The sequence below is a fragment of the Pantoea sp. X-Soil-OKNW-556 genome, from assembly GCF_059730695.1.
Genome location: NZ_AP035990.1, coordinates 2983289 through 3009179, shown reverse-complemented (window position 1 = coordinate 3009179; position 25891 = coordinate 2983289). Strand labels below are relative to the sequence as shown.

Here is a 25891-nt window from a genome sequence, read left to right as displayed (position 1 = left end):
GATCAGGGGTTGGTTATGCCGTTTCGCGTCGCGCTCAGCGCATTCTTAAGTTTAGTGGTTGCTATGGGGATTGGGCGATTTGCTTTCACGCCGCAGGTGCCGTTGATGATTCAGGACCATCAGCTGACCTTAACCAGCGCCAGCCTGGTGGCGGCGCTCAACTACCTCGGTTATCTGTGCGGTTCTTTTGATGCCATGCGCGCACGCAAACGCGTTGAGTGGCGTTTACAGATGGGGGTCTGGGGCGCGGTGGTGCTGACGTTGATCTCCGCCTGCGTCAGTGGCCCGTGGATGCATGGGCTGATCCGTTTCCTGATCGGTTGTGCCAGTGGTTGGGCGATGGTGCTGGTGGCGGCGTGGAGTAATGAGCAGCTGCTGCACCACGGTCGTCCGGGCCTGTCGGCGGCGGTGTTTGCCGGGCCGGGTACCGGCATCTTCCTCAGCGGCATGCTGGCGGTACTGCTGCACGCCATCGGTGCCAGCGCGGCGCTGGCATGGGGCGCTTATGGCCTGTTGGCGTTGGTATTGATTGCCGCCATCGCACGATTTCTGCCGCGCAAGGGCCAGCTCCATCGTCCCGATCAGGCACCTGCACCGTTGGTGCTGAATGGCAACCTGAAGCGACTGGTGCTGAGCTACAGCCTGGCCGGATTCGGTTATATTCTGCCCGCCACCTTTCTGTCGCAAATGGCTGCTGCGCGTTTCCCGCACAGCGCGTTTGCGCAGTTTGTCTGGCCGGTATTCGGCGGTGCGGCGGTGTTGGGGATTGTGCTGGGCATCCTGACCCGACATTGGGGCACCAGCCATTTTCGCCTTGCGCTGGTGTTATGGGCGCAGGCGTTGGGGGTGATTGCGGCCAGTGTTATGCCGGGGCTGAATGGCCTGATGATCGGGGCTGCGTTAATTGGTGGCGGCTTCCTGTGCGTGGTGCAGCTGGCGTTGCAGTATGGCCGCGAACTGGCTCCGCAGCATACACGTTATCTGGCCGGGCTGCTGACCACCGGTTATGCCGTCGGGCAATTGGGTGGGCCATTATTGTCGTGGATCTCCTCGCTGCTGTGGCATCAGCTGGAGCCGGCGTTGTGGGTAGCCGGAGCCGGTTTGTTGCTGGCCGGAGCTCTGGTGTTGCGTCGCGCGGCACCATGAAAAGCTTTCATCTCCAATCAGATTGATTGCTGGATTAAGGGCGCGGAGTGTTTCACAATACGCGCTCAGAATTTCCCCCGCAGGCAAAAATCTGCGGGCGCATCACCTGCCGGAGAAGAGTACGATGAGCACCTTAAGTCAGGAAGCCGCCCTGGTTCATGAAGCGCTGCTGGCGCGTGGCCTGGAAACGCCGTTACGCGCCCCGGTGCGCGAGATGGACGACGAAACCCGTAAGCGTCAGATCGCCGGTCATATGACCGAAATTATGCAGCTGCTGAATCTCGACCTGGAAGATGACAGCCTGATGGAAACACCGCATCGCATCGCCAAGATGTATGTTGATGAAATTTTCTCAGGTCTTGACTACGCCAACTTCCCGAAAATCACCGTTATCGAAAACAAGATGAAAGTGGATGAGATGGTGACGGTACGTGATATCACGCTGACCAGCACCTGCGAACATCACTTTGTGATTATCGATGGGAAAGCCACGGTCGCTTATATCCCGAAAGACAAGGTCATTGGCCTGTCGAAAATCAACCGCATCGTGCAGTTCTTTGCCCAGCGCCCCCAGGTGCAGGAGCGTCTGACCCAGCAGGTGCTGGTGGCGCTGCAAACGTTGCTGGGCACCAACAATGTGGCGGTGTCGATCGATGCGGTGCATTACTGCGTGAAAGCGCGCGGCGTCAAGGATGCCACCAGTGCGACCACCACCACCTCGTTAGGTGGTTTGTTCAAATCCAGCCAGAATACCCGTCAGGAGTTTCTGCGCGCAGTGCGTCACAACTAATTAATTTGGGCGGCGTTTGCCGCCCGTTTTCATTTTTCTCTCAGGACACCCGATGCAACGCTATCTCGCGCTGGATTTCATTCGTGGTTGCGCCATCCTCGGCATTTTACTGCTCAACATTGTCGGCTTTGGTTTACCTTCGGCGGCCTACCTCAACCCGGCCTGGCAGGGTGACATATCGTTGTCCGATGCCTGGACCTGGGCGATCATGGATGGCCTGGCCCAACTCAAATTCCTCACAATGTTTGCGTTATTGTTCGGGGCCGGTCTGCATATGCAGATCCCGCGCGGCAGCCGCTGGATAACATCGCGCTTATCGCTGCTGGTGCTGCTTGGTTTTATCCACGCGGTGTTTTTTTGGGAAGGGGATATCCTGCTGGATTATGGCCTGGTTGGGCTGATTATCTGGCGCATGCTGCGTGAAGTGCCCTCCGATCGAGCCTTGCTGCAAACTGGCGTGCTGCTGTATCTGGTGGGGTGTGGGGTGCTGGTGGTGTTTGGGGCGATTTCCACGCCGCAGCCCAGCCGTTCCTGGTTGCCGGGAGCGGCCGATCTGCAATATGAACGTTACTGGAAGCTGCTGGGCGGTTGGGAGACGGTGCAAAACCGGCTCGATCACCTTGCATCCAGCCTGATGGCGCTGGCATCACAATACGGCTGGCAACTGGCGGGATTGATGCTGATCGGTGCGGCACTGATGCGCAGCGGCTGGCTGAGCGGCCAGTTCAGCGTGCAGCATTATCGACGTGCGGCAGTGATGTTGCTGGGTGTGGGTTGGTTGATTGCCATCCCCGGCATCGTCGCCCAGTGGCACCTTGGTTGGGAATTCCTCTGGAGTGGCTTTTACTTACAGGTGCCGCGCGATGTGGCCAGCCCGTTTATCAGCCTCGGCTATGCCGCGCTTTGCCTGGGATTCTGGCCGCAAATCGCCCGCACGCGCATCAGCTTTGCCATTCAATGTGTCGGACGCATGGCGCTCAGTAACTACCTGCTTCAGACCTTAATCTGCACCACGCTGTTCTACCGTTTTGGCCTGTTTATGAAGTTTGACCGGCTGCACCTGCTGGCTTTCGTTCCGGCTATCTGGCTGGTTAATATCCTGTTTTCCGTATTGTGGTTGCGCGCGTTCCGCCAGGGGCCGATGGAGTGGCTATGGCGGAAACTGACCGCCCTTGCTGCCGGTAAATCAAGTAACGCGATCCCGTAAAGATAATGACGGCCATCACAAAGGTTGCAGAATTGTATGTAACCGTTTTCATCCGTGTGACGTAATTCACGCTGTGCCCACAAATGCCCTGACAGAATAGCGCCGTTACGCGCGCCAGGCGCATTTTCTCCTCTGTGGAACAGCTGCATGATAACGATTCGTGATGTCGCCCGTCAGGCCGGTGTGTCGGTAGCCACCGTCTCGCGAGTGCTCAATAACAGCAGTGCCGTTACGCCAGATACCCGCGACGCCGTGCTACAGGCGGTGGAAACCTTGGGATATCGCCCCAACGCCAATGCTCAGGCGCTGGCAACCCAGGTCAGCGATACCATTGGTGTCGTGGTGATGGACGTGTCTGACCCCTTTTTTGGTGCGTTGGTGAAATCGGTTGATACCGTCGCTCAGCGTATGCATAAACATGTGCTGATCAGCAATTCCTGGCATCAGGAAGAGAAAGAACGCCACGCGATTGAGGTGTTGATCCGCCAGCGTTGCAACGCGCTGGTGGTACACGCGAAAACGCTTTCAGACGCCGAGCTGGCGCAATTCCTCGAACAGGTTCCGGGTATGGTACTGATTAATCGTACTATTCCAGGCTATGAGGACCGTTGCGTCTGTCTGGATAATGTCACCGGTGCGCTGGTTGCCACGCGCATGTTGTTACAGCAGGGCCATCAACGCATTGGTTTCCTCAGCTCCAGCCATCCGATTGAGGACGTCGCGCAGCGCCGTGAAGGGTGGTTGCAGGCGCTGGCAGAGCAGGGAATACGCCCGCCAGAGAGTTGGATCGCCCAGGCTGAACCCGATATGCAAGGCGGTGAAGCGGCGATGGTGGAGTTACTGGGACGTAACCAACATTTAACCGCCGTCTTTTCCTATAACGACGGCATGGCCGCAGGCGCGCTCACCGCGCTGAAGGATAACGGCATTCAGGTGCCACAACATTTCTCCGTCATCGGTTTCGATGACATTCCTATCTCGCGTTATACCGATCCGCAACTGACGACGGTGCGCTATCCCATTGTTTCAATGGCAAAACTGGCTACCGAACTGGCGCTGAAAGGGGCGGCTGGCGAACTTGATCACAATGCCACGCATTGCTTTATGCCAACGCTGGTGCGTCGCCACTCCGTGGCCCAGCGGCAAAATGTGGAGTCCGTCACTAATTCAGGCGATGGGGCAGTGTAACCGTTTTCAATCTGTGATTGTATTCACAGTTAATTAACATGGCGCTCACTATGATGGCAGCGTCTTACCGGACTGAAACATTATGTAACGCCGGGTTTTCCTTCCCCGGTATGGTTTCAGCAGCCGATTGAAATGGTTCACAACATTCTTCAGGAAGCGGTTACGCACAGGGAAGTCAGGAAAACGATGGGGTTCGGCTTAAGCGTTATGCAACCACCCATCAGAGAGTTTCAACCGACTGCGTTGTCTGCCGCAGAGCAGCACGGCGCGATGAAATACCCTGCATAAAAAAACCGGAGATACCATGAATAAGAAGGTTTTCACGCTCACAGCACTGGTTGCCAGCATGATGTTTGGTGCAACTGCTCACGCCGCCGATACCCGTATTGGCGTGACCATTTACAAATATGACGACAACTTTATGTCCATGGTGCGTAAGGACATTGAGAGTGAAGCGAAGAAAGTGGGCGGCGTGCAGCTGCTGATGAATGACTCGCAGAATGACCAGTCAAAACAGAACGACCAGATTGACGTGCTGATGGCCAAAGGCGTGAAAGCTTTGGCGATCAACCTGGTAGACCCGGCGGCAGCGGCGGTGGTGATTGATAAAGCCAAAGCGAATGATGTGCCGGTGGTGTTCTTCAACAAAGAACCGAACGCGAAAGTGCTGGCCAGCTATGACAAAGCCTACTACGTGGGTACTGACTCCAAAGAGTCTGGCGTTATCCAGGGCAAACTGATTGAGAAACACTGGAAAGCGACTCCGGCGTGGGATCTGAACAAAGATGGCGAAATCCAGTTTGTGCTGCTGAAAGGCGAACCGGGCCACCCGGATGCGGAAGCCCGTACCAAATACGTTATTGATACCCTGAACAAAGACGGTATCAAAACCCAGCAGTTAGCGATGGATACCGCGATGTGGGACACCGCACAGGCGAAAGATAAGATGGACGCCTGGTTGTCTGGCCCTAACTCTAAGAAAATCGAAGTGGTAATCGCCAACAACGATGCGATGGCAATGGGTGCGGTTGAAGCACTGAAAGCACACAACATGACCTCTATCCCGGTGTTCGGTGTTGACGCCCTGCCGGAAGCCCTGGCGCTGATCAAATCTGGCGCGCTGGCTGGTACGGTGCTGAACGATGCGGAAAACCAGGCCAAAGCTACGCTGGATATGGCGAAAAACCTGGCTGACGGCAAGCCAGCGACTGAAGGTACCAACTTCAAGATGGTTGATAAGATCGTCCGTGTTCCTTATGTACCGGTAGATAAAGAAAATCTGTCCCAGTTTGTGAAGTAATCCGTCCTGGGCGCGGCGTTTCGCCGCGCCTTATTGCATCTGACCAACGCTTTTTTTAGCCAGGTAAATTATGGCCAGTGATAATCCGACCACACAGCGTGAATATCTGCTGGAGATGACGAATGTCTCAAAATCATTTCCAGGGGTTAAAGCCTTAGATAATGTGAATTTAAAAGTGCGCCCTCACTCAGTTCACGCATTAATGGGTGAAAACGGTGCCGGGAAATCCACATTATTAAAATGTCTGTTTGGGATTTATAAAAAGGATACGGGGAGCATCCTGTTTCAGGGTGAGGAAATTGATTACAAAAGCTCCAAAGAGGCGCTGGAAAATGGCGTGTCGATGGTGCATCAGGAATTAAACCTGGTTCTGCAACGCAGCGTAATGGATAACATGTGGCTGGGCCGCTATCCGCGCAAAGGCGTGTTTGTTGATCAGGATAAAATGTATCGCGATACCAAGGCGATCTTTGAAGAACTGGATATTGATATCGACCCACGCGATAAAGTGGCCAATCTTTCTGTTTCACAAATGCAGATGATTGAAATTGCCAAGGCTTTCTCCTATGACGCCAAAATCGTTATTATGGATGAGCCCACTTCATCGCTGACGGAAAAAGAAGTTAATCATCTTTTTACTATTATCCGTAAGTTAAAAGATCGTGGCTGCGGCATCGTATATATCTCGCATAAGATGGAAGAAATTTTCCAGTTATGCGATGAGATTACCATTCTGCGTGATGGACAATGGATTGCCACCCAGCCGCTGGAAGGGCTGGATATGGATAAGATCATCGCCATGATGGTGGGGCGTTCGCTTAACCAGCGCTTCCCGGACAAAATCAACGTGCCGGGTGAAGTGATTCTGGAAGTGCGTCATTTGACGTCGCTGCGCCAACCGTCGATCCGCGATATCTCGTTTGATCTGCATAAAGGTGAAATCCTGGGTATTGCCGGGCTGGTGGGGGCCAAACGTACCGATATCGTCGAAACGCTGTTTGGTATTCGCGAAAAATCGGGCGGCACCATCAAATTGCACGGTAAAGCGATTAATAACCACAGCGCCAACGAAGCCATTAACCACGGTTTTGCGCTGGTCACGGAAGAACGTCGTTCTACCGGTATTTATGCTTACCTCGATATTGGATTTAACTCGCTTATTTCTAATATCAGAAAGTATAAAAATAATATGGGGCTGTTGGACAATAAACGCATGAAAAGCGACACCCAATGGGTGATTGATGCGATGCGGGTGAAAACGCCCGGGCACCATACACAAATTGGATCGCTTTCTGGCGGTAACCAGCAAAAGGTAATTATTGGCCGCTGGTTGCTCACTCAGCCGGAAATTCTGATGCTGGATGAACCCACTCGTGGTATTGATGTTGGGGCAAAATTCGAAATTTACCAGTTGATTGCTGAGCTGGCGAAGAAAGAAAAGGGCATCATTATTATCTCTTCTGAAATGCCAGAACTGTTGGGCATTACCGATCGCATTCTGGTGATGAGTAATGGACAGGTAGCGGGCATTGTTGATACTAAAACGACCTCGCAGAATGAAATCCTGCGTTTAGCGTCATTACACCTTTAATGAAGCAAGGGCTTTAACATGAAAGCGACTACTAAAAAGAATGCGCTAACCTGGTTAAAAGAGGGCGGCATTTACGTTGTCCTGTTGGTACTGCTGGCTATTATTATTTTCCAGGATCCGACATTTTTAAGTTTAATGAACCTGAGTAATATTCTGACCCAGTCATCAGTGCGTATTATTATCGCACTCGGTGTCGCCGGGTTGATTGTCACCCAGGGTACTGACTTGTCGGCAGGTCGTCAGGTTGGCCTGGCGGCGGTGGTGGCAGCAACGCTGTTGCAGGCGATGGATAACGCTAACAAGGTGTTCCCGCATCTTGATACCGTGCCGATTCCGCTGGTGATCCTCACCGTGTGCGTGATTGGCGGTATCATCGGCCTGGTTAACGGTGTCATCATTGCTTACCTGAAAGTGACCCCGTTCATCACCACCCTTGGCACCATGATCATCGTTTACGGTATTAACTCGCTGTATTACGACTTTGTCGGTGCATCGCCGATTGCTGGTTTTGATGCGGGCTTCTCGAAGTTTGCTCAGGGCTTCTTCCGCTTTGGCGATTTCAAACTGTCATACATCACCTTCTACGCCATCATCGCTATCGTGTTCGTGTGGATTCTGTGGAACAAAACGCGTTTCGGTAAAAACATCTTCGCTATCGGTGGTAACCCGGAAGCGGCGAAAGTCTCTGGCGTAAACGTCCCGTTGAACCTGATTCTGGTGTATGCGTTGTCGGGGGTGTTCTATGCCTTCGGTGGGATGCTGGAAGCGGGGCGTATCGGTAGTGCTACCAACAACCTCGGCTTTATGTATGAACTGGATGCGATCGCGGCCTGTGTGGTCGGCGGCGTCTCCTTCGCCGGTGGTGTTGGTACGGTAGCGGGTGTGGTGACCGGTGTGATCATCTTCACCGTTATTAACTACGGTCTGACCTATATCGGTGTTAACCCTTACTGGCAGTACATCATCAAGGGCGGCATCATTATCTTCGCCGTGGCGTTGGATTCACTGAAATACGCACGCAAGAAATAACCATACCGTTAACAACAAGGGCCGCTATAAGCGGCCCTTTTGTTATTCCCGTAGCGGCATCGGGTTATTTCTTCAGCTTCTGTTCCAGTTCCAGCAACTGTTCCGGTGTGACTGCCGGATAACTCTGTGCATCCTCCGGCACTTCATGCAGTGCCGGGATTGGCACCAGCGGCCCTAAAAATCGCGGTTCACGTTTCATCAGATAAAGATCCGCCAGCGCACCCAGGCGAGCACCCACCTCGCGGAAACGCACTGTCAGCATATTTTTTGGCGAAGGCACGGCATAGCACTGCGCCTGGATCCCTAAATGTAAGGCGATAAACAATGCACGCTCGCAGTGGAAACGCTGGGTAATGATGATGAAATCGTTGGTGTCGAAAACCTTGCGGGTGCGCACTATCGAGTCCAGCGTACGAAATCCAGCATAATCGAGCACGATATCCGCTGGATCGACACCTGCTTTGATCAAATCGCGCCGCATGGTCATCGGCTCGTTGTAGCTTTGCAGCGCATTGTCACCACTCAGCAGCAGGTAATTCACTTTGCCACTGTTGTAGGCGTTGAGTGCGCCCTGAATGCGATACAGGTAATACTGGTTGATAACGCCGGTACGATAATACTTGGCAGTGCCTAACACCACGCCGACCTGCCGATGCGGCAGCGAGGCAACGTTTTCATAGATGTAAGGAGCCGTTTTCCAGCTAATCCAGCGATCGAGGCCAAGCGCGGTCGCCATCATCAGTAAGATGATGAAAAGCAGACCAATGAAAATGCGTTTAATCATGCACGCAGGCACTCGGTTGGCGGAAAAAGTAATGGTTAAAGGCTACTTTAGGCATCTGCGGGAAGCAAGTTAACGCCAGTTGGCTGGCGTTTTTTTAAGCACTGCCGGGCCTGTGTCACAGCCCGGCATGGAACAGCATCAGATTGAAGTACGACGATAGTGACGGTACTGCGGCAGCCAGAAGTTATTGTTGACGGCTTGTGACAGGACATCTTCTGAGGTCACCACCGCGACACCTGCCAGCTGCGCGGCTTTGCCCACTTCCATCGCAATCACTTTCGATACGCCCTGGATATCCTTGATCTCCGGCAGCACCGGACCTTCACCATCATTCACCAGCGGTGAACAATCAGCCAAAGCGCGGCTGGCGGTCATCAGCATCGAATCGGTGACGCGCGAAGCACCCGCGGCAATCACACCCAGACCGATACCGGGGAAGATATAGGAGTTGTTGCACTGGGCAATCGGATAAGTTTTACCTTTCCAGTTCACCGGTGCAAACGGACTGCCAGTTGCCACCAGTGCGGCTCCGTCGGTCCAGGCGATAATATCTGCCGGAGTTGCTTCAACGCGCGAGGTTGGATTGGACAACGGCATCACAATCGGGCGTTTGCAGTGCTTGTTCATCTCACGAATGATCTCTTCGGTGAACAGACCTGGCTGTCCGGAAACACCAATCAGGATATCCGGTTTGGCGTTGCGTACCACATCCAACAGAGAGATCGAATCACTGGTGATATCCCAGCCCTTCAGATTGTCGCTCTTCTGCACCAGACGGCTCTGGAAATCGAGCAGATTTGGCAATTTGTCGGTCAGCAGACCAAAGCGATCCACCATCAGGACACGAGAGCGTGCTTCATCATCGCTCAGACCTTCCGACTTCATTTGCGCGATAATTTGTTCGGCGATACCACAGCCAGCAGAACCGGCACCCAGGAACACCACTTTTTGTTCGCACAGGCGGCTGCCTGCGGCACGGCTGGCGGCGATCAACGTACCCACGGTCACCGCGGCGGTGCCCTGAATATCATCGTTGAAGCAGCAGATTTCATCACGATAACGTTCCAGCAGCGGCATGGCGTTTTTCTGGGCGAAGTCTTCAAATTGCAGCAGAACTTTCGGCCAGCGGCGTTTAACGGCCTGGATAAAATCATTAACGAAGGCTTCGTACTCTTCGCCAGAAATACGCGGATGACGCCAGCCCATGTACAGCGGGTCATTCAGCAATTGCTGGTTATTGGTACCTACATCCAGCACTACCGGCAGGGTATACGCCGGACTGATGCCACCACAGGCGGTATACAGCGAAAGTTTACCAATCGGGATCCCCATGCCGCCGATGCCGAGGTCACCGAGGCCGAGAATACGTTCACCATCCGTGACCACAATTACCTTCACGTTCTGTTTGGTGGCGTTTTGCAGCATGTCTTCGATGCGGTCGCGATTGTTATAGGAAATAAACACGCCGCGTGCGCGACGATAAATCTCGGAGAAGTGTTCACAGGCGGCACCGACCGTCGGGGTGTAGATGATCGGCATCATCTCTTCCAGATGATTGTCCAGCAGTCGGTAGAACAGGGTTTCGTTGGTGTCCTGGATATTACGCAGATAGACGTGCTTGTCGTTATTGTTCTTAAAATCCTGGAATTGACGCCAGGCACGCTCTGCCTGTTCTTCAATGGTTTCAACCGCTTCGGGCAGCAGGCCATTAAGATTGAATTCATTACGTTCTTCGAGAGAGAAGGCGCTGCCTTTGTTCAACAGCGGAAATTCCAGCAGGATCGGACCCGCGTAAGGAATATACAGCGGACGTTTACTTTCGTACTCGAGTTCCATGCAATGTTTGCTCCGGTTGCAGTGTTTTCTGGCGTGTCGCCGGGAAAGGTAACGCCAGCCTTTCTTATTGTGAAGTGATTTCTGGCGCCCGATCCTATGAAATTTCCTGCGGATGTACAGCTTTTGTTAATAAAAGGTCACAAAAGCGGTAAAAGGATCACTTAACTGCGATGGCTGACAAGGTTTCTGTTGCAAACGCATGACAACCCAGCGCCGCAAGTGTCGCACGCGTGGCATCTCGCTGGCTGAGGGTTGCCGTCTGACACTCCGCCAGTACCGCCTGCTGAATGCCATCCAGGGCTTCGTTATGCATATTCATCAGAATCAATGCTGCCTGTAGCGGTGGCAGGCTGGGATTAAACGCGGCATTTTCGGCGTAGCGTCCGGTAAAAATCTGCCCACTGCGACTGCGTAGCGCCACGCCGCTGTAGCTCTGACTGTAGGGTGCATGGCTTTGATTGGCGGCTTCGATGGCTGCCTGTTGCAGTGTATCGCCCTGCAAAGCAAAACCATGATCAACCGGGGTGAGCAAACGTTCGGCAATATTCAAATCTGCCGGGCCAAAGGCATCGGGCAGATAATCGCCAAGGGTGCGGATTGCCCGTCCCGGCAGGCTGACGCGAATTGCGGTGCCACTGTTCAGTTCATTCATAAACTGGCGGCAGTGCCCGCAAGGTGTGTAGTTGACGGTGATGGTTTCCAGCCGGGTTTCACCACGCAGCCAGGCATGGGTGATAGCGCTTTGCTCAGCATGTACTGTCTGCTGCAACGGGGCGTTGCGGAACTCCATATTGGCACCAAAATACCAGTTGCCACTGATGCCGCGCGCGATCGCGCCCACGTTAAAGTTCGACACCGGGGCAATCGCGCAGGATGCCGCCAATGGCAACAGCGCGAGAGCGAGGGCATCTGCATCCAGACCGGTAGCCTGCTGTAGCTGTGTCACTTCATTGGCATGCAGCACGCCATGAAAATCGGCCGCGTCCAGCAAGGGTTGCAGCGCCTGTTGCAGTCTGAGCGGCAGGGCAGAGAAAGCGGAAGTGAATCTTGGATGCATAATGGCCTCGTTACCTCGTCAGCGGCGGCACGCCGCCAGAAGGTTTATATGTGATCTATATCTCTCTGACAATGTAAGACGATTTGCGCGTTTCAACTTTGAGAGATCTCTCGCAAGTTTCATCTCAGCCAGTGCATCAGGACCGGGTAGAGAAACGGTGCCAGTAACGACGTAATAATGCCGCAAATCACCAACGCCAGAGAACTGAATGCCCCTTCCTGATAATCAATTTCCGCCGCTCGCGCAGTACCCAACGCATGCGAAGCATTGCCAATGGCTAGTCCCCGCGATGCTTTGCTTTTTACCTGTAACAGATTCAGCAGCATATGACCGAACACGGCACCCAGCACCCCAGCAATCAGCACGCAGATGGCGCTGATGGCGGGAATACCATGCAGCGAGCCGGACACGGCCATCGCGATCGGCGTGGTGACGGATTTCGGCATAATGGTGGCGGCGATCTCCGGGGTCGCTCCCAGCCATAACGCAATGGCGGTGCCGGAAATCATGGCGGTCAGGCTGCCAATAAAACAGACGCTGATAATGGTTTTCCAGCGCGCGCGGATTTGATGCATCTGCTCATACAACGGCAGGGCCAGTGCAACCACGGCAGGTTGTAATAATTGATTCAGCAGCGCACTGCCCGCGAAGTAACGCGCATAAGGCATATGGGTGAGCAACAAAATTGGAATCACAATCGCCATCGCCACCAGCAGCGGATTAATGATGGAGATATTGATTTTCGCGGCCAGCTTGCGTGCCAGGAAATAAGCGGCGAGGGTGAGGGGTAATGACCACCAGATGTCACTCATCGTTCGATTCCTTCCTCACTTTTGGCCGTTGCATCCGTTCAGCGCTCAGGCTCACCACCACCAACACCAGGAAAGTACTGACCAGGCAGGAAACCACAATCGGACCGAATTGGGCGGTAAGGATGTCGGTATAGCCCATCACGCCAACACTGATCGGCACAAACAGCAACGCCATGTAGCGGATCATCAAGTGGCAGCCAGGCTTGACCCAATCAACCGGCAGAATTTGCAGTGCCAGCAAGGCAAACAACAGCAACATACCGATGATGCTACCGGGAATGGTGATCGGGAGAAGGGCGGCAATGCCGATTCCGGCATAAAGAGCAGCGTAAATAATGACAAAGGCACGTAAATAGCGCCAGCAGACAGACAGCACGGTGGGCATGACAGGCTCCTGTTTTCTCAGGACTTCATCATACGCATTAAGCGCATAGCGTGCCAGAGATCACATTGCGAGACAGATTCCGGGTTTGGCGGCATTTCCAGACAGACCCGGTAAAAAAGCATAGTCTGGCGGCGTTCATAAGGAGGTGAGAATGAAAAGAGCGATTCTGCTGCGACGTGAGCTTCGCAAGAATATGACTGAGGCGGAACTTCGGTTATGGCGTTTTTTGCGTGACCGGAATTTATGCGGGGTAAAATTCCGTCGGCAATACGCAATCGGACGTTACATTGTCGACTTTGCCTGTATCGAGCGTTTACTGGTTATCGAGCTTGATGGTGGTCAGCACGCTGAACAATCGACGTTGCACTACGATGAAGTCAGGACAGCCTATTTGCATCGTTGCGGATGGCGGGTGATTCGCTTCTGGAATAATCAGGTGTTTTGCGAATTAGATGCGGTGGTGGAGGAGATTTATCGGCAACTTAATTGGTCACCCTCACCCTAACCCTCTCCCGCAAGCGGGAGAGGGCCGAACAAACATCTCCCTCTCCCGCAAGCGGGAGAGGGCCGCACAAACATCTCCCTCTGCCGCAAGCGGGAGAGGGCCGCACAAACATCTCCCTCTCCCGCTTGCGGGAGAGGGCCGGGGTGAGGGTAACAGCAGCGTATTATTTTACCGGCATCCCCGGTTGCGCGCCGCTATCCACCGACAATACAAACAGGTCTTTTCCACCCGGTCCGGCTGACAGCACCATGCCTTCCGAGATACCAAAACGCATCTTACGCGGTGCCAGGTTGGCAACGATGATGGTCATCTTGCCGACCAACACGGACGGATCCGGATAGGCAGCACGGATACCCGAGAAGATCTGACGTTTTTCGCCGCCAAGATCCAGCTCCAGACGCAGCAATTTATCCGAACCCTCCACCAGCTCAGCCTTCTCGATCAGCGCCACGCGCATATCGACTTTAGCGAAATCATCAATGGTGATGGCATCGCCAATCGGCGCGTCAGCCAAAGGTCCGGTAACAGCCGGTTTGTTGGCCGCGGCAGCATCTTCTTTTGATGCTTCAACCAGGGCGTCGACTTTAGCCATCTCAATGCGGCCATACAGCGCTTTGAACGGTGCCACGTTGTGATCCAACAGCGGTTGCTGAATGGCATCCCAGCTCAATTCGCTTTGCAGGAAGGCTTCTGCACGCGCGCTGAGCGACGGCAGTACCGGCTTCAGCCAGGTCATCAGTACGCGGAACAGGTTGATACCCATTGAACAGATGGCTTGCAGGTCAGCGTCACGGCCTTCCTGTTTCGCTACCACCCACGGTGCCTGCTCATCCACATAACGGTTGGCGAGATCCGCCAGCGCCATGATTTCACGGATTGCGCGGTTATATTCACGGCTGGCCCAGGCTTCGCCGATCTTCTCAGAAGCATCGATAAAGGTCTGATACAACGCAGGGTCCGCCAGCTCAGCCGACAGTTTGCCGCCAAAGCGTTTGGTCAGGAAGCCCGCGTTACGTGACGCCAGGTTCACCACTTTGTTGACGATGTCTGCGTTGACGCGCTGGACGAAGTCTTCCAGATTCAGATCGATATCATCAATGCGTGAAGAGAGCTTCGCCGCGTAGTAGTAACGCAGGCTGTCGGCATCCAGGTGCTGCAACCAGGTGCTGGCCTTGATGAAGGTGCCGCGTGATTTCGACATCTTCGCGCCGTTTACCGTCACATAGCCGTGTACAAACAGGTTAGTCGGCTTACGGTATTGGCTGCCTTCCAGCATCGCTGGCCAGAACAGGCTGTGGAAATAAACGATATCTTTGCCAATAAAGTGATACAGCTCGGTAGTGGAATCTTGTTTCCAGAATTCGTCAAAATCGATATTGCCGCGTTTGTCGCACAGGTTCTTAAAGGAACCCATATAGCCGATAGGCGCATCAAGCCATACGTAGAAATATTTGCCCGGAGCATCAGGGATTTCGAAGCCGAAATACGGGGCATCACGCGAGATGTCCCACTGTTGCAGGCCAGACTCGAACCACTCCTGCATCTTGTTCGCCACTTGCTCCTGCAACGCGCCAGAACGGGTCCATGCCTGAAGCATTTCACTGAAAGACGGCAGGTCGAAGAAGAAGTGTTCGGAATCACGCATCACCGGTGTCGCACCAGAGACGACGGATTTTGGCTCGATCAATTCCGTCGGGCTGTAGGTCGCGCCACAGACTTCACAGTTGTCACCATACTGATCCGGCGATTTACATTTCGGGCAGGTACCTTTGACGAAACGGTCAGGCAGGAACATGCCTTTTTCCGGGTCGAACAGTTGAGAGATGGTGCGATTTTTAATAAAGCCGTTCTCTTTCAGACGGCGATAAATCAGCTCCGACAGCTGGCGGTTCTCATCGCCGTGCGTCGAGTGATAGTTGTCATAGCTGATGTCGAAGCCGGCGAAATCTGTCTCGTGTTCCTGCTTCATCTCAGCAATCATCTGCTCAGGCGCGATACCGAGCTGCTGGGCTTTCAGCATGATCGGTGTGCCGTGCGCATCATCAGCGCAGATGAAGTAAACCTGATTGCCACGCATTCGCTGGTAACGCACCCAAATGTCTGCCTGGATATGCTCGAGCATGTGGCCGAGATGGATTGAACCGTTCGCGTATGGCAGCGCGCACGTTACCAGAATTTTTTTAGCGACTTGAGTCATAGTTTGCGTAGCTTTCTGTAAATGAAAAATCGGGCTTAAGATGTTAACCGAAGCACTCTCTGGGGACAACCACGGTCACATTTAGCGCCTATCTGATATTATTGAAAACACATCGCTGAAATTCAGCGTCAGAATAAAGAGTAAGGAGCGGGGATGACTTCACTATCCCGGGAACAATATTCACCCGAGGCCCTACGTGCCGTGGTGATGGGCGTGCTGAGTGGCTTTGAACACCCGACACTGCAACACAATCTGACCACCCTGAAAGCGTTGCGCCATGTGGCGTTACTGGATGGCAAACTGCATCTTGAACTGGTGATGCCTTTCGCCTGGGCCAGTGCGTTTGAAGAGTTGAAAGCACAGACCAGTGGCGAGCTGCTGCGACTGACGCAGAGCGATGCCATTGACTGGCGGCTACGGCACGATATCGCCACGCTGAAGCGGGTGAAAAATCATCCCGGAGCCACCGGAGTGAAAAATATCATCGCCGTGAGTTCAGGCAAGGGCGGCGTCGGTAAATCGAGTACCGCGGTGAATATGGCGCTGGCATTGGCGGCGGAAGGCGCGCGCGTCGGCATCCTTGATGCGGATATTTACGGTCCGTCGATCCCGAATATGCTCGGCACCGAAAACCAACGACCGACCTCGCCAGATGGCACCCATATGGCACCGATTATGGCGCACGGGCTGGCAACTAACTCGATTGGTTATCTGGTGACGGATGACAACGCGATGGTGTGGCGTGGCCCTATGGCCAGCAAGGCACTGATGCAGTTGCTGAATGAAACCTTGTGGCCGGATCTGGATTATCTGGTGCTGGATATGCCGCCCGGCACTGGCGATATCCAGCTGACGCTGGCACAGAATGTGCCCGTCACGGGTGCGCTGGTGGTCACTACGCCCCAGGACATTGCGTTAATTGATGCACGCAAAGGGATTGTGATGTTCGAGAAGGTCAACGTGCCGGTACTTGGCGTGGTGGAGAACATGAGCATTCATATCTGTAGCGAATGCGGTCATCATGAGCCGATCTTTGGCACTGGCGGGGCACAAAAGCTGGCGCAGGATTACAACACCCGTCTGCTGGCTCAGTTGCCTTTGCATATTAACTTGCGTGAGGATCTGGATGATGGCGAGCCGACGGTGATCCGCCGTCCCGATAGCGAGTTTACCGCGTTGTATCGCCAACTGGCGGGACGTGTCGCCGCGCAGCTTTACTGGCAGGGGGAAGTAATCCCCGGCGATATCGCCTTCCGCGCGGTTTAAGGGTTCAGGTTCCGCTGGTGCGTGTCGCCAGCGGATAGTGCATCAACAGATATTTCCCCTGATCGCTTTCACCTTGCGCCACCTTTTGCCAGCCATGTTGCAGATAAAAGCGTTGCGCCGGCACATTCAGCAGCAAACATTTTAACGCGCCGGTGCCGGTAAAACGTGCCTGCACGGCTTTCAGCAATGCACTGCCAACGCCCTGGCCCTGAAAAGCCGGGTCAACATACAGGCTATGCAGGAAATTATCATTATCCAGCACCCCGGCAAACCCGGCGCGATGTCCGTCCACCTCGGCCACCAGCACCGTCTCACCGAGGATCACCCGGTCAAAATCTTCCAACTGCCAGTCATCCCCCTTAAGCCAGGTCCAGTTGGAACGGCGTGCGGCGAGGAACAACGTGCGCAGAAAAGGGCGATCAGCTTCCTGAAAAAATCGGATTTGCACAGATAAACTCCAGCAGGCGGTTAACTCAAAAGTAGCAGCGATGCGGCAAAAAGATAAACCACGTTAAATCAGGGTTATTTCTGTGTAGAATGCCGCGGCAGGCCGCACCCCTCGGGCCTTACCGCGTTTGATAGCTTTTGTTTATCCAATTGATAACGGCTGCATATTAGATGTTGGCCCGAAAATTATGTAACCTGCATCACATCTTTTAACGGAGGTCACCCGATGTCTATCATTAACACCAAAATTAAACCGTTCAAAAACGCAGCATTCAAAAACGGCGAATTTATCGACGTAACCGAGAAAGACGTTGAGGGTAAATGGAGTGTTTTCTTCTTCTACCCAGCTGACTTTACCTTCGTTTGCCCGACCGAACTGGGCGACGTGGCTGATCATCACGAAGAATTCCAGAAACTGGGCGTAGATATCTACTCTGTTTCTACCGACACCCACTTTACCCACAAAGCCTGGCACGGTTCTTCTGAAACCATCGCGAAAATCAAATACGCGATGATCGGTGACCCGACTGGTGCGCTGACCCGTAACTTCGAAATCATGCGTGAAGCAGAAGGTCTGGCAGATCGTGGTACCTTCATCGTTGACCCGGAAGGCATCATCCAGGCTATCGAAATCACCGCAGAAGGCATTGGCCGTGACGCATCTGACCTGCTGCGTAAAGTGAAAGCGGCTCAGTATGTTGCTTCTCACCCAGGTGAAGTTTGCCCGGCTAAATGGCAGGAAGGCGACGCAACTCTGGCTCCGTCACTGGACCTGGTTGGCAAAATCTAAGCAACCTCCCAGCTCTTCGATTTTTCTCCAATCGGGTGCTACGGCACCCGATTTTTCGACCAGCAACAGGAACTTATTATGCTCGACACCAATTTAAAAACCCAACTCAAGGCTTACCTTGAGAAATTAACGAAACCGGTTGAGTTAATTGCCACACTGGATGATGGCGCCAAATCCACAGAGATTCGGACCCTGCTGGCAGATATCGCGAGCCTGTCTGACAAAGTCAGCTTCCGCGAAGAGAACGATCGCCCGGTACGTAAACCTTCGTTCCTGATTACTAACCCTGGCAGCCACAGCGGCCCGCGTTTTGCTGGTTCGCCGATGGGCCACGAATTTACTTCACTGGTGCTGGCACTGCTGCAAACCGGTGGACATCCTTCTAAAGAAGCACAAAGCCTGCTGGATCAGGCCGCTGCGTTGGAAGGCGAGTTCCATTTCGAAACCTATTATTCCCTGTCTTGCCACAACTGCCCGGATGTGGTGCAGGCGCTGAATCTGATGGCGATCCTGAACCCGAACGTCAGCCACACCGCGATTGACGGTGGCATGTTCCAGAATGAAATCACCGACCGTAACGTGATGGGCGTTCCGGCGGTGTTCCTGAACGGTAAAGAGTTCGGCCAGGGCCGCATGAGCCTGGCAGAGATCGTCGGCAAAGTGGATACCAACGCTGAAAAACGCGCGGCGGAAGAGCTGAACAAACGTGATGCCTATGAAGTGCTGATTGTAGGCAGCGGCCCGGCGGGGGCAGCGGCAGCCATTTACTCCGCACGTAAAGGTATCCGCACTGGCCTGATGGGCGAGCGTTTTGGTGGTCAGGTACTGGATACCGTCGACATCGAGAACTACATTTCAGTGCCGAAAACCGAAGGCGCGAAGCTGGCCGGTTCACTGCGCGCACACGTTGATGATTACGATGTGGATGTTATTGACACCCAGAGCGCGATCAAACTGATCCCTGCCGCCAAAGAGGGTGGCCTGCATGCGATTGAAACGGCATCTGGCGCAGTGCTGAAATCACGCAGCATTATCCTGGCGACCGGGGCTCGCTGGCGTAATATGGGCGTGCCGGGTGAAGAAGAGTATCGCACCAAAGGCGTGACCTATTGCCCGCACTGTGACGGCCCACTGTTCAAAGGCAAACGCACGGCAGTCATCGGCGGAGGTAACTCTGGCGTTGAAGCGGCGATTGACCTCGCAGGTATCGTTGAACATGTGACGCTGCTGGAATTCGCCAGTGAAATGCGTGCCGACAAGGTGTTGCAGGATAAACTGCGCAGCCTGAAAAACGTGGATGTGATCCTGAACGCGCAAACCACTGAAGTGAAAGGTGACGGCAGCAAAGTGACCGGTCTGTCTTATATTGACCGCAGCGCCCAGACCAGCCATGAAATTGCACTCAGCGGTATTTTTGTCCAGATCGGCCTGCTGCCAAATACCACCTGGCTGGAAGGCGCGGTGGAACGCAACCGCATGGGTGAAATTATTATTGATGCCAAATGCGAAACCAGCCTGAAAGGCGTATTCGCTGCGGGCGACTGCACCACGGTGCCGTACAAACAGATCATCATTGCCAGCGGTGAAGGGGCGAAAGCGTCACTGAGCGCCTTTGACTATCTGATCCGCACCAAACCGGCTGAATAAGTTTTCTTGCGATAGCCACGCAACCGCCCTGCAACCTGTGTTGCGGGGCTTTTTTTGTGAAAATTTCCCCGATATATCGCGCCGTTACGCGGCATTACGCGAGGTGGCAACTTAATAACCGGCCAGCGTCATCAGCATCATCCACACTGGGGTCGTCACTGCGGCAAATAGCGTTGAAAACAACATACTGGCTGCTGCGGGACCGGTCAGTACCTGAAACTTTTGTGACATCAGATAAACATTGACCCCGACCGCCATCGAACCGAGTAAAACCACCACTTTACTTTCCAACGCCGGGAGATCGGTCAGCCATGCGATCGCCCAGATACACATCGGCTGCACAATCAGTTTCAACATGCAGATGCTGTAACTCTCCTTCAGGCCATCACGTACCCGGTAATGGGCCAGACTCATGCCAAGCGTCACCAGCGACAGCGGTGCTGCGATGGTGCCGAGCATGTCAATTGGTTGGGCGGCAATCAGGGGCAGCGGTCGTTGCAGGAAACTCCATGCCGTGCCGCTCAGGATGCCGATAATTAACGGATTCTTCAGCACGCTAATCACCGTTCGGCCAAGACCCTGAAGTGAGAAGCTGCCGTGTTTTGACCACTCCACCGAAACCGTGAGTAATGTCCAGAGGATCAGGCTGTTGAATACCAGCACTAGCGCCACCGAGGGCAACGCCTGCTCCCCGAGTAGCACGGTGGCAATCGGAATACCCAGCATCACGTTATTGGAAAAAATACCGCCCAGTGCAAACACCGACCCGGCGATGCTTTCCAACTGAAACACTTTTGCTGCGATGATGCGCCCGACAATAAACACCAGCAAACAGCTACCAAAAAATGCCAGCAGCAGACGGAAATCCACGGGTGGGCTTTTGTAAAAGTCACTCATTACATCAAACAGCATGCAGGGCAGGGCAACGTTGAAAACAAACCGATTCATCCCTTCGCTGATGCTGGCCGGCCATTTGCCAATACGGGTCAGACAGTAGCCAAGAAAAATAAGGATAAATAATGGGGCCGAGAGGTAGATCTGATGACTCAATGTTGTAAGCAAATCAGGCATAGCTGCAATATTGGCAAGAGGTCAATGCTTGCAGGGTAACATGCCAGCCAAGGGCTGCAACATACAATCCGCTGATATTAATACGATTATCCTAACCAACGACGCGCTTCGGCATCGCTGATATCACGATAATAAACGCGATGAATGCGTTCGCCACACCTTTTGCAATGAGCCTGAACATGCGTGGAGTGATAGTGGCGGCCGCCTGGTGAAACTGCGCCTTTACGTGAAATCGTGATGTTGCGCCATTTGTGTGCGTGCGGAATAAAACTGAATAATTTTAATTTCATTGTGTTTACCGGAATTATGAGCTTTTAGTCCGGAATGAAATTAGGCCGTTTTTTTCCTGGTGGCGGCTTGATATTAATCAAGTTGCAGTGATGTCGGTCTCATTTTGATATTATTTCTTATTTGCAGATAAAAATACCCCGCCGCGGATGATGGTTTTATTTTAATTATTTTGATCTTTGTTATTAATTTAATTTCATTCGCGTAACTCTTATTGGTTATTTAATGCGTCGCCTCTATTTTGATTGATTTAGCGTTGGTATGAAAATTTGCGCTGGATCAGTCAGACCGGTGTGGTTGATTACCTGCCTGAATTGATCCAGCGCAATTTCGCGATTTACAGTGCTTCTACGCGGCTTATCCGTGTACCATCCGGGCTTTGGCTGCGCACCATCACCTTGTCGTTTACGCCAATCTCAGGACGGTCTTGTGGGTTATAATCCAGCCAGCTGTTGCCGTTATCGAGGCTATATTGCAGCGGCAAACCAGGTAGGGCGACATTCATTTCCAGCTTACCCTCGAGAATGCGTGCGCCAGGCACCGGCAGACGGTAGTGGATACCGGCTTTATCCATTTTACCCAGTTCGCGTTGCCCCAGCAGATTGGCAAAACGTTGCCAGTCGCGCTTGAGCTGCTTCTGATTAACATGCTGGGTTTCTCCCCCTTTGAAGTTGCGACCTTGCTGATAATCCAGTTCCCAGCTGGCGCGATGCCAGCTACGTTCGGCCACGGATAACAAACGCGGGAAGATCATATATTCCATCTGCTGATCGGTACGTACGGTTTCGCTCCACAACTGGGCAGAAAGACCATATGCGCCACCCCAGGGTTTCTCCGAGGTAGTGGTAAACGCATTGCCATCACGATCAACCGAGGTTTCAGCATTTTGCGGCAGGTTATCAGGTGCGAAGCTGAACATCTTGCGTTCATCACTATAACGGGTGCCCCAGTAATAACCGCGTTCCAGAGGATTGACCTCATACGGGAAATCCATATAGACGTAATCCGGGTTAGAGATGATCACATCGTAGTTTTTCTGCGTCCAGTCGTTGGCGCTGTCAAACCCGCCCCAATAAAGCGTATCCCAGAAATTAACGCGGGTGCGGGACGTGGCGAAGGCCTGTGCATTAGCTGCATCTTTCAGACCATCCTGCCACGCCTGCATCACCGGAATGCCGTGCGCTTTGACCAGTTGGCTGACCTCCAACGCGAAGTGGCTGGGGAGGTGTTCCAGATCCTGTACCTTGCCGGATTTCACCAATGCCTGGCAGACCTGAGATTTCGCCCAGGGTTTATCCTCTTTACTTTGGTCCAGGACCCCCTTACCAGCTTCCGGGTTAGAGATGTCGGTGTAACCGGCACCAAGGCGAATGTTTTTCGCCTCATCACCGCCAAAATGCCAGGTGTTCAGCGGCTGGCCGGCTTCACGATGCATTCGCTGGATCTCTCCAATCACCTTATCAACAAAACGCTGCGACGAGTCGAGGCAGGGATTGAGATAGCTGGTGCGATCATACAGCTGTACTGACGTGGTGTTAGACGTATCGGTGGGATCGACCAGGCGGAACTCGCTCGCTTCACGGGTTTTACCGGCCTTCATCAGGGTGTTATAACGCGCTTCCATCGCTATAACCGCAGCACGGGCATGTGCGGGCATATCAATTTCCGGGATCACTTCAATGTTGCGTGCCTGAGCGTATTTCACGATGTCGATATAATCGGCGCGGCTGAAGTAGCCGCTGCCGTTGTTATCGCTAAACGGTCCAGAACCCAGTTGTGGCACCAGACAGCGTTGCTCATCCATGTCGTGACAGCGTTTGCTGCCAACCTCAGTCAGTTCCGGCAGTCCGGGGATTTCAATGCGCCAACCTTCATCGTCGCTCAGATGGAAATGGAATTTATTCATCTTCCATGCCGCCATCTGGTCGAGCATGCTGAGTACCGCCTGTTTGCTGTGGAAGTTACGCGCCACATCGAGGAATGCACCACGGTAAGCGAAGCGGGGGGCATCCTGGGCCTCCAGGGTGGCGATCAGCGGTTTACCCTCTGCCGGTACCAGAGACAGCAGCGACATCAGTCCATAGAAAACGCCCGCAGAGTCATAGCCGACGATGTCAGTGCCGCGTGGGGTGATGGTTAACTGATACGCCCCGGACACGGCCTCTTCTCCCTTGAAGCGTGCGGCATCGATTTGCGTTGCGATGCCATAACCGGTTGGGTTCGTCTTGATATTCAGCAGGGCAAAGCGTTGCTGCACTGCCGCCGCCTGGTCAGCCGTCAGGGTATTCAACTGGAGTGCGACACCCTGACTCAGATCGACATCTGCCGTATGAATGTTCACCGATCGCGGCGTGGGGGTGATCTGTCCACGCAGCGAAACAGCAGGCAGCAGCTTGATATCGGCATTTTTCTCAAAGCGGCTGACCGGTTGCATCAGCACGTTTTTGTCATCTGCGGTACGTTTCCACTGTTCGCCAAACGGCATGACAAAATCGGTTAAATTTTCCGTGTCGGTGCTGGTGATAATCTTGGGCGATGCTCCTGCCGCAGTGACGTACCAGCGCGGCATTACATCGGTAATAAACAGTTGCCAGTATTCGTTGACGATGGGGATCTCCACCGTGGCCCCGGCAGCAAATCCGGTGAACTTATCCGTAGGCTCCAGTCGGGTTAAATCACCGACGATATGCGTCATTTTAAACTGGTCATTATCAACGCGCAGGGTTTCATGCACGTTGCTCATATAAATCGCCCAGTTTTTGCTGGTGATGGCCGGACCGTGGTTGGTCAATCTGATGGTTGCCCGGTTGCAGGATGCCCAGTCAGCACCCAGTTGGGCGCAATCCACGCCGTGGCTGGCAGCCTGGTTATCCGTGACCTGGTACTGCACACCAAATTGACTGATTTGATCGACGACCTGTTGCTGATTTTGCGGTACGGCACTACAGGCGGTAATGCCCATCATGCTGAGTGCCAGAAAGCTTAACTGTAACTTTTTCATGCGGTTATCCTTGTGCATGGATGACAATAGCGGGATCCAGCCCGCTTAGCGTCAGAAAATAGTAAAGGGAGCAATGACCATAAATTTGATGTCTTTTTCATCCTGGAAGATGTTGCCGTAGCCACCGCTGTAGCTCGGCAGGTTGCTATGGTTGTCATATTGGGTGTAATGCAATTTGAACTGCGTCCCTTTAGCGCGTGTTTCCTGCAAGGTGTACACCAGATCAAGGCTCCAGGCGGATTCTGTCAGGCGCTGCTGTTGGTTGTATATGGGATTGGTGGAAGGCTTCGCATCCCAGCCATAGGCATAGGAGCCACCAACCTGCCAACCCGGCAATTGCCAGTGTGCGAGATCGGCCATCACGCCAGCAAACACGGCTTTCTCACCATTAGCGTTCCAGTCTGAACGCGAGTCCCACCAGACGTCCATGCGACCATTGGAACTGGCGTACGAGGGCGTCATGCGTTGTAAAAAGAAGCCTTGATTACCTTCTGCTTTTACCCAGGTGCCTTCCAGGCGGAAATCAAATGCGCCAAGGGTGTAGCCGAGTGTCATCGCCTGGAGCCAGGCTAAACCGTCATAGACATTGTTGACGTTGCTGGCGCCGCCTCCCTCGCGATCCTGTGCACCATAAAATTGATAACTGGTACGCAACGGCGAACCGGCCAACGGCAGTTGATACGACGCGTTGGCGAAGTATTGATCCATGTAGTTTGCGGCCTGGCCGTAAGCCCCTTCCACGACCAGGCTATTTTTAAAATCGTACTTCGCGCCGAAAGATTGCAGCCACGGTACATCCGTAGTGCCGTCTGCTTTGCGGAAGTTGTACATATGCTGGTACCAGGGCGCTTTGTATTGATCGGTCCACATCCATGAGAAGGAAAGGGCTCCCGTATCACCAAAATCATAGGTGGTTCCCGCCTCGACACCACGGTAAGTTCCCGGCAGGAAACTCCAGTGCGGTGCCAGTAACGTTTGGCCGGTGGGTTGTAGATATCCGGCACGCAGCCAGTAATCCTGCCATCGGGTTTTTAGCGCAGCTTTGTACAAGCTGGCACCACTTTTATCACCGGTCCATTTTTCATCCCAGCGGTTGCTGGCATCACTGAACCCGATTTCGTTGGGTGCAGCCGGACCACCATGAGTCAGCTCCAGCGCGCCATACGCAGCAAGGTCAAGGCCGATGACGTCCGCCAGATAGCCTGAGGAGAAATCGAGGCTGGCATTGCCTGTTGCATGATGCAGGTTGGCATCATACTGGCCGTATTTACCCTGTTGCGGATCCATCTCTTTGCGATCGCGCTGCCGCTGCCAGTAGTAGAGACCACCGGTCAGGGATGAGTCATCAATGAAACCGGCTGCAAAAGCAGGGGCAGGGATAAATGATGTAATGAGAAGTGCAGTGGCGATAGCTGTGGATAGCGACGTGCGAACTGTCCTGTGCATGGTAAATCCTCCGTGATAATCCCTTGTGTGATGATGCTTTCCATTTACTGTTACTTCGTGTAACCAGTGCGCAGATGCTATTTTTCGTGACGCGAATTATCAATGACG

The 25891-nt window shown here is 53.5% G+C and carries 22 protein-coding genes; 11 read left to right on the top strand and 11 right to left on the bottom strand.

What is annotated here, in order from left to right:
• Window positions 1-15: 15 nt before the first annotated feature.
• The 7 genes from AC6I8T_RS14100 (at window position 16) to mglC (ending at window position 8251) form a co-directional block, all read left to right on the top strand.
• Window positions 16-1146 (top strand): YbfB/YjiJ family MFS transporter, encoded by a 1131-nt coding sequence (locus tag AC6I8T_RS14100; RefSeq protein ID WP_208723961.1) that lies wholly within the window; start codon window positions 16-18, stop codon window positions 1144-1146.
• 124 nt (window positions 1147-1270) lie between these two features.
• On the top strand, window positions 1271-1936 hold the full coding sequence (gene folE, locus AC6I8T_RS14095; RefSeq protein WP_013509796.1) for a GTP cyclohydrolase I FolE: 666 nt from the start codon (window positions 1271-1273) through the stop codon (window positions 1934-1936).
• A 52-nt stretch (window positions 1937-1988) separates the two neighbouring features.
• Entirely contained in the window at window positions 1989-3143 is a 1155-nt protein-coding gene (gene yeiB, locus AC6I8T_RS14090; protein WP_021184995.1) for a DUF418 domain-containing protein YeiB, read from the top strand.
• 147 nt (window positions 3144-3290) lie between these two features.
• Window positions 3291-4331, top strand: coding sequence for an HTH-type transcriptional regulator GalS (gene galS, locus AC6I8T_RS14085; RefSeq protein WP_021184994.1), 1041 nt, complete (start codon window positions 3291-3293; stop codon window positions 4329-4331).
• Between the two features lie 304 nt (window positions 4332-4635).
• The gene (mglB, locus tag AC6I8T_RS14080; RefSeq protein WP_021184993.1) at window positions 4636-5631 is read left to right on the top strand and encodes a galactose/glucose ABC transporter substrate-binding protein MglB; all 996 of its coding nucleotides are present in this window, start codon (window positions 4636-4638) and stop codon (window positions 5629-5631) included.
• Window positions 5632-5701: 70 nt separating this feature from the next.
• Complete coding sequence (mglA, locus tag AC6I8T_RS14075) at window positions 5702-7222, top strand: galactose/methyl galactoside ABC transporter ATP-binding protein MglA (RefSeq protein ID WP_021184992.1); 1521 nt, start codon at window positions 5702-5704, stop codon at window positions 7220-7222.
• A gap of 18 nt (window positions 7223-7240) precedes the next feature.
• Window positions 7241-8251, top strand: a complete 1011-nt coding sequence (gene mglC / locus AC6I8T_RS14070) for a galactose/methyl galactoside ABC transporter permease MglC (RefSeq protein WP_013509791.1) — start codon at window positions 7241-7243, stop codon at window positions 8249-8251.
• Window positions 8252-8315: 64 nt separating this feature from the next.
• Here the strand turns inward: mglC and sanA are convergent, their stop codons facing one another.
• The 5 genes from sanA to AC6I8T_RS14045 all read right to left on the bottom strand — a co-directional run bounded on the left by sanA (window position 8316) and on the right by AC6I8T_RS14045 (window position 13125).
• Complete coding sequence (sanA, locus tag AC6I8T_RS14065) at window positions 8316-9035, bottom strand: outer membrane permeability protein SanA (protein ID WP_021184991.1); 720 nt, start codon at window positions 9033-9035, stop codon at window positions 8316-8318.
• A gap of 138 nt (window positions 9036-9173) precedes the next feature.
• Entirely contained in the window at window positions 9174-10871 is a 1698-nt protein-coding gene (locus AC6I8T_RS14060) for an NAD-dependent malic enzyme (RefSeq protein ID WP_021184990.1), read from the bottom strand.
• A gap of 157 nt (window positions 10872-11028) precedes the next feature.
• Window positions 11029-11928 carry a cytidine deaminase gene (gene cdd / locus AC6I8T_RS14055; RefSeq protein ID WP_208723962.1) on the bottom strand — a complete coding sequence of 300 codons (900 nt, stop codon included), beginning with the start codon at window positions 11926-11928 and terminating at the stop codon, window positions 11029-11031.
• A gap of 119 nt (window positions 11929-12047) precedes the next feature.
• Window positions 12048-12740 carry a CidB/LrgB family autolysis modulator gene (locus AC6I8T_RS14050; protein ID WP_497834052.1) on the bottom strand — a complete coding sequence of 231 codons (693 nt, stop codon included), beginning with the start codon at window positions 12738-12740 and terminating at the stop codon, window positions 12048-12050.
• Entirely contained in the window at window positions 12733-13125 is a 393-nt protein-coding gene (locus AC6I8T_RS14045; RefSeq protein ID WP_208723963.1) for a CidA/LrgA family protein, read from the bottom strand. Before AC6I8T_RS14045 ends, AC6I8T_RS14050 begins: the two co-directional genes overlap by 8 nt.
• A 151-nt stretch (window positions 13126-13276) precedes the next feature.
• Here AC6I8T_RS14045 and AC6I8T_RS14040 point away from each other — a divergent pair, with 151 nt between their 5' ends.
• A complete protein-coding gene (locus AC6I8T_RS14040) occupies window positions 13277-13630 on the top strand; it encodes an endonuclease domain-containing protein (RefSeq protein ID WP_021184986.1) in 354 nt (117 codons plus the stop codon).
• A 163-nt stretch (window positions 13631-13793) separates the two neighbouring features.
• Here AC6I8T_RS14040 and metG read toward each other — a convergent pair whose 3' ends face one another.
• A complete protein-coding gene (gene metG / locus AC6I8T_RS14035; RefSeq protein WP_036627651.1) occupies window positions 13794-15827 on the bottom strand; it encodes a methionine--tRNA ligase in 2034 nt (677 codons plus the stop codon).
• Window positions 15828-15980: 153 nt separating this feature from the next.
• On the opposite strand from metG, the gene apbC reads away from it, so the two are divergent.
• Window positions 15981-17093 (top strand): iron-sulfur cluster carrier protein ApbC, encoded by a 1113-nt coding sequence (gene apbC / locus AC6I8T_RS14030; RefSeq protein ID WP_021186012.1) that lies wholly within the window; start codon window positions 15981-15983, stop codon window positions 17091-17093.
• A gap of 4 nt (window positions 17094-17097) precedes the next feature.
• Here the strand turns inward: apbC and AC6I8T_RS14025 are convergent, their stop codons facing one another.
• Window positions 17098-17541 (bottom strand): GNAT family N-acetyltransferase, encoded by a 444-nt coding sequence (locus AC6I8T_RS14025; RefSeq protein WP_208723964.1) that lies wholly within the window; start codon window positions 17539-17541, stop codon window positions 17098-17100.
• A gap of 225 nt (window positions 17542-17766) precedes the next feature.
• Here AC6I8T_RS14025 and ahpC point away from each other — a divergent pair, with 225 nt between their 5' ends.
• Together ahpC and ahpF are read left to right on the top strand one after the other, a co-directional pair.
• A complete protein-coding gene (gene ahpC / locus AC6I8T_RS14020; RefSeq protein ID WP_013509781.1) occupies window positions 17767-18330 on the top strand; it encodes an alkyl hydroperoxide reductase subunit C in 564 nt (187 codons plus the stop codon).
• Window positions 18331-18408: 78 nt separating this feature from the next.
• Window positions 18409-19977: an alkyl hydroperoxide reductase subunit F gene (gene ahpF, locus AC6I8T_RS14015; RefSeq protein WP_497834051.1), complete on the top strand. Its 1569-nt coding sequence runs from the start codon at window positions 18409-18411 to the stop codon at window positions 19975-19977.
• Between the two features lie 111 nt (window positions 19978-20088).
• Here ahpF and AC6I8T_RS14010 read toward each other — a convergent pair whose 3' ends face one another.
• The 4 genes from AC6I8T_RS14010 to chiP all read right to left on the bottom strand — a co-directional run bounded on the left by AC6I8T_RS14010 (window position 20089) and on the right by chiP (window position 25783).
• On the bottom strand, window positions 20089-21048 hold the full coding sequence (locus AC6I8T_RS14010) for an AEC family transporter (RefSeq protein ID WP_208723966.1): 960 nt from the start codon (window positions 21046-21048) through the stop codon (window positions 20089-20091).
• An 86-nt stretch (window positions 21049-21134) separates the two neighbouring features.
• Window positions 21135-21338, bottom strand: a complete 204-nt coding sequence (locus AC6I8T_RS14005; RefSeq protein WP_021186008.1) for a hypothetical protein — start codon at window positions 21336-21338, stop codon at window positions 21135-21137.
• A gap of 335 nt (window positions 21339-21673) precedes the next feature.
• Window positions 21674-24337, bottom strand: a complete 2664-nt coding sequence (locus tag AC6I8T_RS14000) for a beta-N-acetylhexosaminidase (RefSeq protein ID WP_208723967.1) — start codon at window positions 24335-24337, stop codon at window positions 21674-21676.
• A 51-nt stretch (window positions 24338-24388) separates the two neighbouring features.
• On the bottom strand, window positions 24389-25783 hold the full coding sequence (gene chiP, locus AC6I8T_RS13995) for a chitoporin ChiP (protein WP_497834050.1): 1395 nt from the start codon (window positions 25781-25783) through the stop codon (window positions 24389-24391).
• Between the last annotated feature and the right edge of the window lie 108 nt (window positions 25784-25891).